Source organism: Rugamonas sp. FW305-51 (genome assembly GCF_058786935.1).
On the sequence record NZ_JBYSZG010000029.1, the window covers coordinates 43,172 to 59,171 of the forward strand.

The 16,000-nt window shown below is 68.4% G+C and carries 16 protein-coding genes; 10 read left to right on the plus strand and 6 right to left on the minus strand.

Going from position 1 to position 16,000, the window contains the following annotated elements; all coding sequences use genetic code 11:
- Positions 1-7 precede the first annotated feature (7 nt).
- The gene (phaP, locus tag AC3WOS_RS19015; RefSeq protein WP_492717589.1) at positions 8-661 is read right to left on the minus strand and encodes a TIGR01841 family phasin; all 654 of its coding nucleotides are present in this window, start codon (positions 659-661) and stop codon (positions 8-10) included.
- A gap of 328 nt (positions 662-989) precedes the next feature.
- Positions 990-1,679, minus strand: a complete 690-nt coding sequence (locus AC3WOS_RS19020; RefSeq protein WP_492717590.1) for an SOS response-associated peptidase — start codon at positions 1,677-1,679, stop codon at positions 990-992.
- Positions 1,680-1,870: 191 nt separating this feature from the next.
- Between AC3WOS_RS19020 and AC3WOS_RS19025 the strand changes: the two genes are divergently transcribed.
- The 9 genes from AC3WOS_RS19025 to AC3WOS_RS19065 all read left to right on the plus strand — a co-directional run bounded on the left by AC3WOS_RS19025 (position 1,871) and on the right by AC3WOS_RS19065 (position 10,774).
- Complete coding sequence (locus tag AC3WOS_RS19025) at positions 1,871-2,224, plus strand: flagellar basal body protein (RefSeq protein WP_492717591.1); 354 nt, start codon at positions 1,871-1,873, stop codon at positions 2,222-2,224.
- A 362-nt stretch (positions 2,225-2,586) separates the two neighbouring features.
- The gene (locus AC3WOS_RS19030) at positions 2,587-3,738 is read left to right on the plus strand and encodes an acyl-CoA dehydrogenase family protein (RefSeq protein WP_492717592.1); all 1,152 of its coding nucleotides are present in this window, start codon (positions 2,587-2,589) and stop codon (positions 3,736-3,738) included.
- Positions 3,731-5,305, plus strand: a complete 1,575-nt coding sequence (locus tag AC3WOS_RS19035) for a class I adenylate-forming enzyme family protein (RefSeq protein ID WP_492717593.1) — start codon at positions 3,731-3,733, stop codon at positions 5,303-5,305. Before AC3WOS_RS19030 ends, AC3WOS_RS19035 begins: the two co-directional genes overlap by 8 nt.
- 4 nt (positions 5,306-5,309) lie before the next feature.
- Complete coding sequence (locus AC3WOS_RS19040) at positions 5,310-6,479, plus strand: ABC transporter substrate-binding protein (RefSeq protein ID WP_492717594.1); 1,170 nt, start codon at positions 5,310-5,312, stop codon at positions 6,477-6,479.
- 7 nt (positions 6,480-6,486) lie between these two features.
- Entirely contained in the window at positions 6,487-7,359 is an 873-nt protein-coding gene (locus AC3WOS_RS19045; RefSeq protein ID WP_492717595.1) for a branched-chain amino acid ABC transporter permease, read from the plus strand.
- Positions 7,356-8,321 carry a branched-chain amino acid ABC transporter permease gene (locus AC3WOS_RS19050; protein WP_492717596.1) on the plus strand — a complete coding sequence of 322 codons (966 nt, stop codon included), beginning with the start codon at positions 7,356-7,358 and terminating at the stop codon, positions 8,319-8,321. The genes AC3WOS_RS19045 and AC3WOS_RS19050 overlap by 4 nt, the downstream gene beginning before the upstream one ends.
- Positions 8,314-9,039 (plus strand): ABC transporter ATP-binding protein, encoded by a 726-nt coding sequence (locus AC3WOS_RS19055; RefSeq protein ID WP_492717597.1) that lies wholly within the window; start codon positions 8,314-8,316, stop codon positions 9,037-9,039. The genes AC3WOS_RS19050 and AC3WOS_RS19055 overlap by 8 nt, the downstream gene beginning before the upstream one ends.
- On the plus strand, positions 9,032-9,733 hold the full coding sequence (locus AC3WOS_RS19060; RefSeq protein ID WP_492717598.1) for an ABC transporter ATP-binding protein: 702 nt from the start codon (positions 9,032-9,034) through the stop codon (positions 9,731-9,733). The genes AC3WOS_RS19055 and AC3WOS_RS19060 overlap by 8 nt, the downstream gene beginning before the upstream one ends.
- Positions 9,734-9,829: 96 nt before the next feature.
- On the plus strand, positions 9,830-10,774 hold the full coding sequence (locus AC3WOS_RS19065) for a gamma-glutamyl-gamma-aminobutyrate hydrolase family protein (protein ID WP_492717599.1): 945 nt from the start codon (positions 9,830-9,832) through the stop codon (positions 10,772-10,774).
- Between the two features lie 70 nt (positions 10,775-10,844).
- On the opposite strand, the gene AC3WOS_RS19070 is transcribed toward AC3WOS_RS19065, so the two are convergent.
- Both AC3WOS_RS19070 and AC3WOS_RS19075 read right to left on the minus strand, forming a co-directional pair.
- A complete protein-coding gene (locus AC3WOS_RS19070) occupies positions 10,845-11,969 on the minus strand; it encodes a YbdK family carboxylate-amine ligase (protein WP_492717600.1) in 1,125 nt (374 codons plus the stop codon).
- Position 11,970: 1 nt separating this feature from the next.
- Positions 11,971-13,155 (minus strand): cation:proton antiporter, encoded by a 1,185-nt coding sequence (locus AC3WOS_RS19075; RefSeq protein WP_492717601.1) that lies wholly within the window; start codon positions 13,153-13,155, stop codon positions 11,971-11,973.
- Between the two features lie 85 nt (positions 13,156-13,240).
- Between AC3WOS_RS19075 and fghA the strand changes: the two genes are divergently transcribed.
- On the plus strand, positions 13,241-14,092 hold the full coding sequence (gene fghA / locus AC3WOS_RS19080) for an S-formylglutathione hydrolase (protein ID WP_492717602.1): 852 nt from the start codon (positions 13,241-13,243) through the stop codon (positions 14,090-14,092).
- Positions 14,093-14,098: 6 nt separating this feature from the next.
- Here the strand turns inward: fghA and AC3WOS_RS19085 are convergent, their stop codons facing one another.
- Together AC3WOS_RS19085 and AC3WOS_RS19090 are read right to left on the minus strand one after the other, a co-directional pair.
- Entirely contained in the window at positions 14,099-14,680 is a 582-nt protein-coding gene (locus AC3WOS_RS19085) for a DJ-1/PfpI family protein (protein WP_492717603.1), read from the minus strand.
- Positions 14,681-14,807: 127 nt separating this feature from the next.
- A complete protein-coding gene (locus tag AC3WOS_RS19090) occupies positions 14,808-15,761 on the minus strand; it encodes a chemotaxis protein (protein ID WP_492717604.1) in 954 nt (317 codons plus the stop codon).
- Positions 15,762-16,000: the final 239 nt, after the last annotated feature.

Consider the following 16,000-nt stretch of genomic DNA (forward strand, 5'->3'; position numbering starts at 1 on the left):
GCCGTGGTCAGGTCTCCTTGCGCGCACCCTGCTTGCCGCCAGCGCTGGACGTGGCGCCCTGCTGCATGCCCGCCCCCGCCGGACTGCCGCCCTGCATGCTGGACTGGGTTTCGCGCCCTTCCATGCCGTCGCCATGGGTGCTCTGCAGGGTCGACGAGCCGCGCATTTCGTTACCGCGCGCGGCCTGCCGCATGCCGCTGTCGGCCAGCCGCTCGAACGGATCGGTGAACTTGCGCATGGCGTCCTGCTGGTTGCGCATGGTCTTTTCCGTCTCTTCGCTGGCCACGCGGGCCACCTCGTCGGCCAGGGCCTTGGCCGTGCGGCTCGTTTCGGCCACGTGCTCCTCGGCCACCTTGGCCAGGTCCACGTGGGTGTCGGCCGCGATGCGCGACACATGCTGCTGGTAGGCGCGCAGCTTTTCCGCCGCCGGCTGGGCGTGGGCGGCGGCGGCCGCCAGCAGCTCGGTCGGACGGCAGGCCGTCAGCATCTGCTGGCCGGTCATGGCGCTTTCCTCGAGCATGGTCTGCGCCAGTTGCAGGTTCAGGTCGCTGTACTGCTGCATCGTGCGGAACAGGGATTTGGACATATCGTTAAAGTACGACAATTGCGCCTCCAGGTGGGTCTTGGCGGCGGGCGTTACGGTTTGCTGAAATGGATACATGGATGCCTCGAATGGTCTGGATGGTGGGTGGATGAGTTAGCGGCATTCCCCGTTCGCCGGGGTGGCCGGCAGTCGAACCGGGTAGCACTTCGCGGTTGGAGCGCGAGAGACAAGGCTACGTTAGCAGCACCTTCAAGGCATGATCTGTATCAAACGTGCGGGCCTTCGCCATGGCCGCCTCCTGCCGAGCTGTGCCGGTGGACAATGATTCGTACCGGCAAGCATTTGCCACGCCATGCAGAGTGGACGATGTTAAATGGCGCAATTGGCGTAATTGGCGCAAATGCGGCTGCCGGGACGGTCCGGCACAGGGCCGTCCGCTGGCCCGTCACAGGGGCAGCGACAGCTGCGGCGCCGCTTCCGCCTGGGATTCCACCGGTTTGGCGGCCGGCCGTGCCGGCACCAGCGTGGCCTGGTGCCAGTCGAACCGCTCCGGCCCCAGCGCCAGGGCGCGGGCCAACTCGGCGGCCTGTTCCGGCGACAGGTCCGGATCCAGCCAGGTGGCCGCGTCGGCCGCTTCCAGCACCAGCGGGCTGCGGTCGTGCACGTCCACCATGCCGCCCCGGGAATCGGTGGTCAGCAGCACGAAGCCCGCTTCCGCCGGGTGCGCGCCGGGCGGCGCAAAACTGGCCAGCGCCAGCATGAACAGGGGGGCGTGGTCCCGTCGGTGGATATGCCAGGCCTGGCGCTTGCCCTTTTCGCCCGTCCATTCATACCAGCCATGGGCCGGCACCACGGCCCGCCCCGACTGCAGCAGCCGGCGCCAGTAATTGCCGTGGATTTTTTCCAGCCTGGCCTGATAGGCAACTGGCAGCTTGCCCACGGCCCAGGATGGGCGATACCCCCAGTACACATCCTCGGCCACCGGCTGGCCGCCATGCCGGTGCAGGATCAGCCGCGCCGTGCCAGGCGTGGCGTTGTGGGTGGGCTCGGCCTGGCCACGGTAGGCCGCATCGGCCCAGCCGAAGGCGGCCACGTAGCGCCGCGCTATATCGTTCTGATCGAATCGTCCGCACATGGGGAGCACTCGCTGGCTTCGGTGACGGCCTATTCTAGCGCCGAATGGGGAATGCCGTACTCAACAGCCGGCTGCCCGCGCGACCGTTGTCGCCCCCTTCCGCCACATCGATTTGCTCAAATTTTCATCAGAATGTGCACGCACGGATAATTTGCGGTGTACACTATGGTTTCTTGCCGAAGGGAAATATCATGAGTATAGCCGCCCTCAGCGCCGGCCTGTCCGGTCTGAACGCCAGCCAGCGCGCCCTGGATTCCACGGCGCACAACGTCGCCAACGCCAGCACCCAGGGCTTCAAGCCGCAGCAGGTGCAGTTCCAGGAAGCCAGCCCGGCCGGCAGCGGTGTGACCTTGTCGCAACAGGCGCGGGCCCAGGCCGCAGCCACGCCGGCCGCCACTTCCGGCGCCCTGCAAGGCCCCAGCGGTACCGACCTGGGCAAGGAATTGACGGACTCGCTGGTCTACAAGGCCCAGTTCGACCTGTCGGCCAAGGTCATCAAGACCACCGACCAGACGCTGGGCTCGCTCATCGACATCAAGGCCTGATCCGGGCCTGAGGCGACCCAACTGCGGGCCAATTGCGGGCCAACCGCGGCCCAATAGCGGGCCAAAAAACGTCGCCCGCGCGCGGCAACCTTTCAGAAAAATCATTGACAGCGGCGCCCCCGCAGGGGCACACTGCGCCGGACACTGGCGTGGCGCAGCGCCGTTCCCAGGCCCGGCGCGGCATCCGCCCGCCCCACCGGCCGGGCACTCCCACCTTCTCCACGACCAGGGCCAGCACGCGCCCGGCGCCCGCACCTGGTGCGATCGCCCCGGCGACGCAAGCGGGCCACGCAACCGGGCGCCAGTATCCGGACCCGGAACCCAACCGCGGGCCACGCCAGCCCGCCAGCGAAAGGATGCCCATGATACGGGACCAGGAAACGCTACAGCTGCTGCTCGACAGTGTGCGCCGCTTCGTGCGCGAAGTGCTGCTGCCGCATGAGCAGGAAGTGGCCGATACCGACCAGATCCCACCCGCCGTCGTGGCGCAGATGCGCGAACTGGGCCTGTTCGGCCTGTCCCTGCCCGAGCAGTACGGCGGCCTGGCCCTCACCATGGAAGAGGAAGTGCTGGTGGCGTTCGAACTGGCCCACGCCTCGCCCGCCTTCCGCTCGCTGGTCGGCACCAACAACGGCATCGGCGCCCAGGGCATCGTGCTCGACGGCAGCGAGGAACAGAAACAGCGCTACCTGCCGCGCCTGGCCAGCGGCGAGCTGATAGGCTCATTCGCCCTGACGGAGCCCGAAGCCGGTTCCGACGCCGCCGCGCTGCGCACCAGCGCCGTGCGCGACGGCGATCACTACCTGATCAACGGCACCAAGCGCTACATCACCAACGCCCCGGAAGCGGGCCTGTACACGGTCATGGCCCGTACCGACGCGGCCACGCCCGGCGCGGCCGGCGTGTCGGCCTTCATCGTCGAACGGGGCACGCCCGGCATCACGCTCGGCCCCATCGACAGGAAGATGGGCCAGCGCGGCGCCCACACCTGCGACGTCATCTTCGAGAACTGCCGGGTGCCGGCCGCCAACCTGATCGGGCGCGAAGGCACCGGCTTCAAGACGGCCATGAAGGTGCTCGACAAGGGCCGGCTGCACATCGCCGCCGTCTGCGTGGGCGCGGCCGAACGCATGCTGGACGACGCCCTGCGCTACGCCATGGAGCGGCGCCAGTTCGGCCAGCCGATCGCCGAATTCCAGCTGGTGCAGGCCATGCTGGCCGACAGCAAGACGGAAATCTACGCCGCCCGCAGCATGGTGCTGGACGCGGCCCGCCGCCGCGACGACGGCGCCGGCATCGGCACCGAGGCCGCCTGTTGCAAGCTGTTCGCCTCCGAAATGTGCGGCCGGGTGGCCGACCGCGCGGTGCAGATCCTGGGCGGCGCCGGCTACATGGCCGACTACGCGGCCGAACGCTTCTACCGCGACGTGCGCCTGTTCCGCATCTTCGAAGGCACCTCTCAGGTGCAGCAGCTGGTCATCGCCCGCAACATGATCAAGGCCGCACATGGCTGATTTCGACACCGCCTCCCTGCTGGCCGGCCTGCCCGCGCGCCTGTCCGACATCGTGCGCCGCGGCGCGGCCCGCGCCCCGCACGACCACGCCCTGCACGACGGCCAGCGTCACTGGACCTACGGCGAACTGGCGCAGGCCGTGGACGACACGGCCGCCCTGCTGCGCCAACTAAAAGTACGCGGCGGCGACCGCGTGATGGTGGTGGCGGAAAACTGCGTGGCCCAGGTGGTGCTGACCTTCGCCTGCGCCGCCGTCGATGCCTGGGTGGTGCACGTGAACGGCCGCCTGTCGGCGCGCGAAGTGGACCAGATCCGCGACCATAGCGGCGCGCGCCGCGTGTTCTACACATCCTCCTGTTCACCGGAAGCGGCGGCCCACGGCCAGCGCCACGGCGCCCGCCCGGCCGACACGCCGTTCGGCCAGTGGATGACAGGCGAGCTCAATCCGGCGTGCGTGCCGGAGCCGGTGGCCGCCGACGGCGCCCGGCAGACGGCCGCCCTGCTCTACACCACGGGCACCACGGGCCAGCCCAAGGGCGTGATGCTGAGCCACCGCAGCCTGCTGTTCATCGCCGCCGTCTCCAGCCGGCTGCGCGGGCTGCAGCCCAGCGACCGGGCCTGGGGCGTGCTGCCCGTATCGCACGTGTACGGCCTGGCCTCGGTGATGCTGGGCACCCTGTACGCGGGCGCCTGCCTGTACCTGTGTCCGCGCTTCCAGCCGGCCCTGCTGCTGCAGGCGCTCGAGCGCGACCGCCTCACCATTTTGCAGGGCGTGCCCGGCATGTATGCGCGCCTGCTGGAAACGCTGGCCACGCCCGGCCAGCGCCTGGTTACCCAGTTGCGCTTCATCTACGCGGGCGGCTCGCCGCTCACGCCCAGCCTGAAGGCGGACGTGGAGCAGCTGTTCGGCCTGCCCCTGCACAACGGCTACGGCCTGACGGAATCGGCCCCCACCATCAGCCAGACCCGCCTGGACCGGCCGCGCGCCGATACCTCGGTCGGCATGGTGATCCCCGGCGTGCAGGCGCGCGTCGTAGACCTGGACGGCGCGGAAGTGGCGCCCGGCACGCCGGGCGAGCTGTGGGTGCGCGGTCCCAACGTCATGCTGGGCTACTACCGCGAGCCGGCCCTGAGCGCGGCCGCCATGCGCCCCGGCGGCTGGCTCAATACGGGCGACATCGCCCGCATCGAGGACGACGGCGCCCTGTTCATCGCCGGCCGCACCAAGGAACTGATCATCCGCTCCGGCTTCAACGTCTATCCGCTGGAAGTGGAGACGGTGCTTAACGCCCACCCGGGCGTGACGCAATCGGCCGTGGTCGGGCGCAACGCGGCCGACGGCAACGAGGAAGTGGTAGCCTATGTCGAACTGGACCCGCGCTACCATGTCACGCTGGACGAACTGCACCGCCACCTGGCCGCCGCGCTGGCGCCCTACAAGCGCCCGGCCGAGATCATCGCCATGGCGGCGCTGCCGGCGGCGGCCAGCGGCAAGATCCTGAAAAACCAGCTGCGCCAGATGGCACAACGGGCAGCGGCCAACGATAACAACCAAGAGGGGAACTGACTACATGCAAACGACATTCAAGCGCGCCGCGCTGGCGGCACTGGCAGCGGCGGCCTGCGCCTCCGGCACGGCCCGGGCCGAGGAATTCCTGGTCGGCGTGGAACTGCCGCTGACGGGCAGCCTGGCCCGGGTAGGCAACGGCATGCAAGAAGGGGTGGCGGTGGCGGCCGAAGTGTTCAACAAGACCAACGGCAAGCACAAGATCAAGCTGACCACGGTGGACGACGAGTCGGCCCCGGCCAAGGCGATAGCGGCGGTGGAAAAGCTGGCCAGCCAGGGCGTGGTGGCCATCACGGGCGGCTACGGTTCGAACAACATCTCGCCCGCCTCGGACGCGGCCAACAAGCTCAATCTGGTCTACATGACTTCCGGCGGCGTGGACGACAGCCTGGTCAACAGCGGGCGCAAGAATTTTTTCCGCATCAATAACACGGCCGGCTACGAGAAGGCCGTACTGGGCCTGCTGTCGGACGTGGGCGCCAAATCCGTTTCCATCATCTACTCGACCAAGGAAGCGACCTCCGACCTGGCCGCCTCCGTCACCAAGGCGCTGGGTGCGCGCGGCGTCAAGGTCAACGGCCATTCGTTCGATCCGGCCATCACCGACTTCAAGCCCATCGTCAACAAGATCAAGCTGCAGGACAAGTCGGACGTGATCCTGATGGTCGGCTACGAGAACGACTACGTGGGCATCCTGCGCGCGGCGCGCGTGCTCAAGCCCGGCGTCAAGGCCATGGTGGGCGTGTGGTCGCTGGCCACGCCCAAGATGGCGGCCGAATTCCCGGATCTGATGCCAAACGTGTACGGCACGGCGCTGCTGCCCTTCCCCGCCACCTTCGAGACGGCCGACGGCAAGGCCTTCGCCGACGGCTACCGCCAGTTGTACAAGAAGGAACCGGACTACCTGGGCCAGTTCGGCTATGTGCAATCGATGCTGCTGTTCGAAGCCATCGCCCGCGCCGCCGACAAGGGCACGGTAAAGAAAGGCGGCATCGCCGAGGAACTGCGCAAGACCGACCGCGACACGCTGATCGGCCGCGTGCAGTTCGGCGCCAACGGCGACAACCCCAACTTCGTGCACCGCATGGGCCAGCACCAGGACAAGAAAATCGTCATCGTGTGGCCGAAGGAGCAGGCCACCGGCAAGCCGGTCTATCCCGGCCTGCCGTGGTAACAGCGGCATGACAGAACTGCTGCTCCAGGCCCTGTATTCGGGCCTGCTGCAAGGCTGCTCGTACGCCCTGATCGCGCTCGGCCTGGCGCTCGTGTTCGGCACCATGAAGGTGATCAACCTGGCGCACGGCGAGCTGGTGCTGCTGGCGGCCTATGTGGCCTATACGCTGGAGTCGGGCTTCGGGCTGGGCCCCGTGGCCGCCATCCCGGCCGCGCTGGTGGTCACCAGCCTGGCCTCGGCCGGCGTGTACGGCATCGTCAGCCGCATCCGCCGCGACCGCGAAATCAACTCGCTGATACTCACCTTCGGCATCGGCGTCATGCTCACCAACCTGATGCTACTGGTGTGGAAGGCCGACGTGCGCTCCACCAGTTCCAGCTGGCTGCAGGACGCCATGGTCATCGGCCCGTTCTACAGCATGCGCAGCGAACTGCTGTTCGCGGTGCTGGCCGTGGTGCTGCTGGCGGCCCTGTGGTGGTGGCTGGCGCGCAGCTGGCATGGCCGCGCGCTGCGCGCCGTGGCCAGCAACCGCGACGCGGCCGCGCTGATGGGCATCCGCCCGGGGCGCACGGAACTGCTGTCCTTCCTCGTCTCCGGCGCGCTGGCCGCCTTTGCCGGCGTGGCCCTGTACAGCTACGGCGTGATCCAGCCTGCCTACGGCGGCGCCCTCACCATCAAGGCTTTCGTCATCACCGTGCTGGCCGGCGTCGGCTCCATACCCGGCGTGCTGCTGGGCGCCCTGCTGCTCGGCGTTTGCGAAGCGCTGACCGTCACGCTGGCCAGCTCCGCGCTGCAGGAACTGGCCGGCATGGCGCTGTTCCTGCTGGTGCTGTTCGTGCTGCCCAACGGCCTGCTGGGCACTGCCCGGAGGCGCGGATGACGGCCCGCCCCGATGTCCGGCGCGTGCCGGCCCTGGCGGCCGCGCTGGCGGCGGCCTACCTGCTGGTGCCGCTGCTGCTGGGCGCCAACCACTACGTCATGAGCCTGGTGGTGGCGGCGCTGGTGATCGCCTGCGTGGCCCTGTCGTGGGCCTTGCTGGGCAACCTGGGCGGCATGGTCAGCTTCGGCCACAGCGCCTTCTTCGGCGTGGGCGCCTACGTCTCGGCCCTGCTGACGGCCAGGGCGGGATTGCCCGTGCCGCTGGGCATGGCGCTGGGCGGCGCCGGCGCCGTGCTGGCCGCCGTCGTCATGCTGCCCGTGCTGCGCCTGCGCGGGCCCTATTTTGCGCTGGCGATCCTGGCCTGCGCCCACATCCTGCGCATCGTGGCCACCGAATGGCACGGCCTGACGGGAGGCGCGGCCGGCATCGCCAACATTCCCGTGCTGCCGTCCGTGTTCGGCCTGGAGGCCGGCAGCAAGACGGGCGCCTACCTGCTCATGCTCACCATCGTGCTGCTGTTCGCCTGGATCTACCACCGCATCCGCGCCAGCCATTACGGCCTGGCCCTGCGCGCCATGCACGACAGCGAGGACGCCACCCGGGTGGTGGGCGTCAACAGCACGCTGCTCAAGGGCGCCATGCTGCTGGTGTCGGCCTTCATGGCCGGCGTGGCGGGCGCCTTCAATGCCCACTACATCAATTTCCTGGAGCCGGACTACGCCTTCAACAGCGTGTGGATCACGGTGCCCATCGTGGCCGCCATCTTCGGCGGCTATCGCACCATCGCCGGGCCGGTGGTCGGCGCGCTGGTGGTGTACCTGCTCGACCAGCTGCTGTTCAAGGCCCTGATGCCGACCGGGCACCAGCTGGTGCTGGGCGCGCTGCTGGTGGCCATGATCGTCGCCAGCCCGTCCGGCCTGCTGCCGCTGCTGCGGCGGCGCAAGGGAGAAAGCCATGCTTGAACTGGACCAGGTGAGCGTGCGCTTCGGCGGCTTGACGGCCGTGGACGGCATCTCGCTGCGGGTGGACAGCCACGAGGTGCTGGGACTGGTCGGCCCCAACGGCGCCGGCAAGACCACGCTGTTCAACGCCATATCCGGGCTGGTACGCCCGGCCGGCGGCGCGATCCGTTTCAACGGCCAGGACATCCTGCGCACGCCCCTGTTCCGCCGCGCGCGCCTGGGCATAGGCCGCACCTTCCAGATCCCGCAACCGATGCACGAACTGACGGTGCGCGAGAACCTGCTGGTCGCGCAGCGCTTCGGCACCGGCCGCGTGGATCCGCGGCGCATAGCCGAGATCCTCGACTTCACCGGCCTGGCCGCCAAGGCCGGCAGCGACGCCGCCACCGGCCTGGCGCTGACGGAACTGAAGGCGCTGGAAGTGGCCAAGGCCCTGGCCACCGATCCGCAACTGCTGCTGCTCGACGAAGTGCTGGCCGGGCTGGAGACGGCGGGCAAGCGCCGCTTCATGGGCATGCTGCGCGAGCTGCATGCGCGCTTCGGGGTGGCCATCGTCATCATCGAGCACGACATCGACACCATCAGCACCCTGTGCCAGCGGGTGGCCGTGCTCGATTTTGGCCGCCTGATCGCGGACGGCACGCCGGACGCCGTGTTCCGCGACCCGGCCGTGATGCGCAGCTATACAGGAACGTCGGCCGGAGCATCCCATGCTTGAACTGAAGGAAGTGCGGGCCGGCTACGGCGCCATCAACGTGCTGTGGGACGTGTCGCTGACGGCCGCCGCCGGCCAGCTGACGGCCATCATCGGCCCCAACGGCGCCGGCAAGACCACGCTGCTGCGCGCCGTCATGGGCTTGCTGCCGCTGGGCGCGGGCCAGGTGGCGCTGGACGGCCGTCCGCTGGCCGGCACGCCCGCCTGGCGCATGGCCGAACTGGGCGTGGCCATGGTGCCCGAGGGCCGCATGGTGTTTCGCGACATGAGCGTGGAGGAAAACCTGGTCATGGGCGCGTTCCTGCCGGTCCACCGGCCGCACGTGAAGGCGCGGCTCGAACAGGCCTACGCCATGTTCCCGCGCCTGCGCGAGCGGCGCGCGCAGGCGGCCGGCGCGCTGTCGGGCGGCGAGGCGCAGATGCTGGCCCTGGCGCGCGGCCTGATGTCCGAACCGCGCCTGCTGATCGTCGACGAACCGTCGCTGGGGCTGGCGCCGCTGGTGGTCAACGAACTGTTCGAGATCCTGGCCCGGCTCAAGGCGGCCGGCCGCACCATCATCCTGGTCGAGCAGAACACGGAGCGGGCCGTGGCCGTGGCCGACCATGTGTACCTGATGCAGGGCGGGAAAGTGGCCCTGTCCCGGCCGGCCCGCGAGGTGGACCTGGACCAGCTGCACGCCCTGTATTTCGCCCGTTAGGCACGACACCGGCGGCCCGGCTGGCGCCGGCCGTAGCGCGCGCCGCCCCGCCCGCCGCTATGGCACACTGACCTTTTTGCCAGCATGGGCCCGGGCATGGACCAAGGTGAAGACAAGACGGAACCGCCGCGCCGCCGCAAGGAGGACGCGGAGGAAGCCATGCCGCGCTATCTCGACCCTGGCGACACCGTATTCAGCCTGTGGGGCCGGGTGCTGCGGGCCCGCTACCAGCGCATCGCCGCCGCCGTCACGCGCCACATCATCCAACGTCCGCTGCACATCGGGATTTCGGCCCGCATCTTCCACCCGGAACCGGGGGCGCGCGGCCTGCGCAGCAAGAAGCTGCAATACCTGGAAGAGTCGATCGCGCAATGGGTGATGTCGCGCGACGTGCTGGTGTTCATGATCCCCACTGTCAACACGGACGGCCTGCTCCACCCCAGCAATATCCGCCTGCGCGACTACGCCCGCCACCTGGACGGGCTGGTGCTGCAGGGCGGCGCCGACGTTTCGCCGCAAAGCTATTCGGAAGCGCCGACCCGGCCCGAATGGAGCGGCGACCGCGCGCGCGACATGTACGAGCTGGAGCTGCTGCATGAATTCGTCGAGGCGGGCAAGCCGGTGCTGGGCGTGTGCCGCGGCTGCCAGCTGATCAACGTGGCCTTTGGCGGCACGCTGTACCAGGACATCGCCTCCGACGTGCCGGAAGCCCTGCCCCACGTGCACGAGGACTACGACCGTCACCGCCACGCCGTCGCCTTCCCCCGCGGCTCGTCGCTGGCCCGGCTGTTCCCGGGCCAGGCGGAGGGCATGGTCAACTCCATCCACCACCAGGCCGTCAAGACGCTGGGGCGCGACATGGCCATCGAAGCGCTGTCCATGCCGGACCGGATGGTGGAGGCGATCCGCTACCGCAAGGCGCCGTTCGTGATGGGCCTGCAGTGGCATCCCGAATTCCACCGCGCGGGCGGAGTCGAGCTGCTCGACTGCACGCCCATCCTCGACAACTTCCTGCGGGTGGCGCGCGAAACGCGGTTCTGAACGAGGCGATCCCTCCGGCGCGACATGGGTGCCGTCGGCGCAGGCCGGTGAGCTGCACGGCTGTCCCGTCTCAGCCCGCGTCGCCCCGGAAGCGGGCGATGGCCGCCTCCACCATGCCTTCGGCGCTGCCGCGCGCCAGATGCTCGTTACGCAGGTAATGGGCATCGCTGCCCTCGCGCGCGACCAGCGCCAGGTGGGCCAGCGCGGCGCTGCCGCCGAGCGCCGCCGCGTGCGGCGCCATCGCCTCCAGCGTGGCCAGGATGTCCTCGCGCAGCGGCAGGCTGTCGTAATTGCGCGGATGGACCATGGTGCCGTCCAGCCCGAAGCGGCAAGCCTGGAAGCGGTTGTAGTTGTAGACCAGGTAGTCGTCCTCGCACGGCAGCTCGCGCCGGTGTTCGAGCAGGTGGCGGCACAGCGCCTGCAGGTAGCCGGCCAGCGCGGCGGCCCGCTCCACCGTCAGCGGCGTGTCGCACACGCGCAGCTCGATGGTGCCGTATTCGGGCTTGGGCCGGATGTCCCAGTAGAAGTCCTTCATGCTCTTGATCACGCCCGTGTGTTCCATCTTGGCGAAGTAATCGTCGGCGAACTGGCTCCAGCGCAGCATGAACGGCGCCCGCCCGCTCATGGGGAAGGCGAATACGGAATTGAGCCGGGCCGAATTGAACAGCGTGTCGTAGCCCTGCACGAACGGTGACGAGGCCGACAGCGCGATGAAGTGCGGCACGTAGCGGCCCAGCGCATGCAGCAGGTACAGCGCGTCGTCGCCCGAGGCGCAGCCGATGTGCACGTGCTGGCCGAAGATGGTGAACTGCTTGGCCAGGTAGCCGTACAGGGCCGACACCTGCTGGAAGCGGGGCTTGGCGAAGATGCGCCGTTCCGACCACTTCTGGAACGGGTGGGTGCCGCCGCCGCAGATGCCGATGTTGAGCATTTCGCCGGCCTGCACCAGCGTGTCGCGCACCTGCCCGAGCTGCGCCAGCAGTTCCGTGTGGTTGGTGTGCACGTCCGAGTTAATCTCGATCATGCTCTCCGTGATTTCCGGCGTCACGTTGCCGGGAAAAGGTTTGCGTGCCAGCAGGTGCAGCAAGTCCGGGCTCGACGCCGTCAGGTCGAAATCGGACAGGCTGACCAGCTGCAGCTCCAGTTCCACGCCCATGGTCAGGGGCACGGAGTTCTTGAACGGTTCCAATGCCATGTCAGGCCTCCGGTCGTTGGGTTTCATTGGCCCACACCAGCGCGCACTGGGTGAGGATGGGGCCGAGCACTTCGAGCAGCAGGATCATGGCGGCCAGCGCCGCCAGTTCGTCCACCAGCACCACGCCCATGTTGCGGGTCTGCTCCAGCAGCAGGGTGACGAACACGGACATGGGCGACAGCGCGATCCCCGTCAGCATGCCCTTGCGCCAGGAGGTGCCGCCCGCGTGCGAGAACAGGGCCACGGCCGCCGTCTTCACGACAAAGCGCGCCAGCACCAGCACCGCGCCCAGCGCGGCGCCCTCCACCACCCGCTCCCAGGTGAGCGTGGTGACGGCGAACACGAACAACAGCACCGACAGCAGCTCGCCGATGCTGCCGAAATTGCGCTCGGTGCGGGCGAAGGCCACGCGCCGGTGGCGCGCCACCAGGCCGAACGACAGCGCCGCCAGCACCGGCGACAGGCTGGCCGCGTGGGTCAGCGCCACCAGCAGCACCACGCCCAGCGCGAAACCCACGGTGCCGTCCTGCGACAGCGTGCCGAGGCGGCGCAGCAGGGCCGGGGCGCCGAAGCCGAACAGCGCGCCCAGCGCGGCCGAGGCCAGCAGCTCGATCAGGCTGTGCGAGATGGCCTGCGACAGGTTGCCGGAAGTCTGGAATACCCATACCCCCACGATCACCTTGAACACGAACACGGCCAGCACGCAGTTGATGGCCACCAGGTGCAGCACGCGTTCCGTCACCTGGCCCGAACTGTTCTGCTCGTTGACCACCCGCAGCACGCCGGCCGGCGAGGTGGACATGGCCAGCGAGGCCAGCAGCAGCGAGGTCAGGGCCGGCATGCCCGTCAGCTGCGAGATGGCGTACACGGCGCCGAAGGTGGCGGCCGATTCGGCCAGCCCGCTGACGGCGATCCAGGGATTGATACGCAGCCAGTGCAGGTTGATGCGGTAGCCGAACTCGAACAGGATCAGGCCGAAGCCCAGGTTGGCCAGCAGGGACACGGTGCTGGAGCCGCCGCTGGCCAACGCGCCCGGCCACAACTGGGCCAGGCCGAAGCCAACGATGCCATACACGCTGATGCGGGGCGCGCCGCTCCAGCGGTAGGCGCATTCGCCCGCCAGCCAGGCCAGCGCGATGGCGAGCGGCCAGCCCAGTTCCATCAATACGACATCGAGATTCGGCATGCACTTCCTTGTGGCTGAGGTCCTAGTACAATTCTGCCCATACCGGACCGCGCGCACCGTGCGGTACAGAACATAAGGACTGCAGATGCCAGAACTGATCAGCGAACATGCCTGCTTCGGCGGCAGCCAGCGTTTTTACCGCCATGCGTCGCAGGCCACCGGCCTGCCGATGCGCTTTTCCGTCTTCATCCCGCCCCACGCGCCGGGCGCCCGGCTGCCGGCCCTGTTCTACCTGGCCGGCCTGACCTGCACCGAGGAGACTTTCATGACCAAGGCCGGCGCCCAGCGCGTGGCGGCCGAACTGGGGCTGGTGCTGATCGCGCCCGACACCAGCCCGCGCGGCGCCAACGTGCCCGGCGAGACGGACAGCTGGGACTTGGGCGTGGGCGCCGGCTTCTACCTGGACGCGACCGAGCAGCCGTGGCGCGGCCACTACCGGATGTACAGCTACCTGCTGGAACTGCACGCGCTGACGTGCGCCGCGCTGCCGGTGGATGGGGCGCGGGTAGGCATCTTCGGCCATTCGATGGGGGGCCACGGCGCGCTCACGCTGGCGCTGCGCCGGCCGGACCTGTTCCGCTCCGTGTCGGCCTTCGCGCCCATCGCCGCGCCCATGCAGTGCCCATGGGGCCGCAAGGCGTTCAGCGCTTACCTGGGGGAGGACGAGGCGAGCTGGCGCCAGCACGACGCCAGCGCCCTGATGGCGCAGCTGGAAACGCCGTTCCCGGCCGGGATACTGATCGACCAGGGCCTGGCCGACAAATTCCTGGCCGAGCAGCTGCACCCGGAGCAGTTCGAAGCGGCCTGCCGCGGCGCCGCGCAGCCGCTGCGACTGCGGCGCCACGCGGGCTACGACCACGGCTACTACTTCATCGCCACCTTCATGGAAGAGCACCTGCGCTTCCACGCCCGCAACCTGGGCGTGGCGGCAGGATGACGATGGTTACAGCTTGATTTCCGTCCCCAGCCGCTGCAGGAACTGGCCCAGCCAGGCCGGGTGGGCCGGCCAGGCTGGCGCCGTGACGAACTGGCCGTCGGTGATCGCGCTGTCGATCGGAATGTCGGCATACTCGGCGCCGGCCTGCCGCACTTCCGGCGCGCAGGCAGGATAGGCCGAGATGCGTTTGCCGCGCACGACGTCGGCCGCCGTCAGCAGCTGGGCGCCGTGGCAGACGGCGGCAATCGGCTTGCCCGCCTGCGCGAACTGCTGCACGATCTCGATTACGCGCACATTCAGGCGCAGGTATTCGGGCGCGCGGCCGCCGGCGATCATCAGGCCGTCGTAATTGGCCACGTCGACGCCGTCGAAGGCGGCGTTGAGGGTGAAGCGGTGGCCAGGCTTTTCCGTGTAGGTCTGGTCGCCTTCAAAGTCGTGGATGGCGGTCTTGATGGTGTCGCCCGGCTGCTTGCCGGGACAGACGGCGTGCACCACATGCCCCACCATCTGCAGCGCCTGGAACGGCACCATGGTCTCGTAGTCTTCCGCGAAATCGCCCGTCAGGAACAGTATCTTCTTAGCTGCCACGATAAATCCTTTCGAAAAGGGTTGAGGGCCGGGGCAGCCGACAATGTTAGCCAAACTGCCACGACCCTCAGATAGTAACCCGATTCGACATGGCGCGCCGCGCCGCAACCAAACGGCGCGCGCCGCCTTACTTCTGCAGCACCTGGCGGATGGTGGCGGCCAGGTCCTCGGCCACGAACTTGGCCACGTAGGCGTCCGCGCCCACGCCCTTGACGTGGTCCTCGTTGGTCTTGCCCGACAGCGAGGAGTGGATCACCACCGGGATCTTGGCGAAGCGGGCATCCTGCTTGATCAGGCGGGTCAGGGTGAAGCCGTCCATTTCCGGCATCTCCAGGTCGGTCAGCACCAGTCCCACGCGGGCCTCGACGGGCACGCCCTCGGCCTTGGCGCCTTCGGCGATGTGCTGCAGCCGGTCCCACGCCTCCTTGCCGGTCTTGGTCATGATGAAGTGCGCGCCCATGGCCGTCAGGCCCTTCTCGATCAGGCTGCGCGCCACCACCGAGTCGTCGGCCGCCAGGATGATCTGGCCCGGCTTGAGCAGCAGTTGCGGGCCGATGGTTTCCGGGTCCACGTCCTTGCCTTCGGGCGGCACCAGTTCGCGCAGGATGGTCTCCACGTCCAGCACCTGGGCCAGGCGGGTGTTCTGCACGTCGCCGTCCACGCGCGCGATGCTGGTCACGCGGCCGCCGGCCGTGCCTTCGGCCGTCAGCACCTGGCTCCAGTCCAGGCGCACGATCTCTTCCACCGACTCGACCGCGAAGGCCTGGGTGGTGCGGGCGAACTCGGTCACCAGCATGATGTTCAGGCCCGTCTTGGGAATCACGCCGACGATGGAAGGCAGGTCCAGCACGGTGATGATCTGGCCGCGCAGGTTGACCACGCCCAGCATGTGTTGCGAGGAGCCGGCCACGGCCGTCACTTCCGGCATGGCGACGATTTCGCGGATCTTGAATACGTTGATGCCAAACAGCTCGGAATGTTCGCCGTTGGCGTCGCCACCGAGGCGAAACAGCAGCAGTTCGAATTTATTGGAGTTGGTCAGGTTACTGCGTTCGTCAACTTCCTGTTGAACTGATTTCATTTCTCGTCTCCGTGTTCGGTCATAGGTGTGATCCTGGCGCAGCCGGTCACCGGCGCATAGGTAAAGTGCGGCCCATGCAATCGTAACATTGCGCAGCCAGTATAGCGAATAAGCATGCTCTTACGACAGCTTAAGCTGGGTCAGGCGCATGTTATACAACGTTCACGCCCACGGCGACACGCAGCTTGCAGAAAGATTGACGCCGATGCCAGATCGGGCTGACACAGGACAAACAGGGA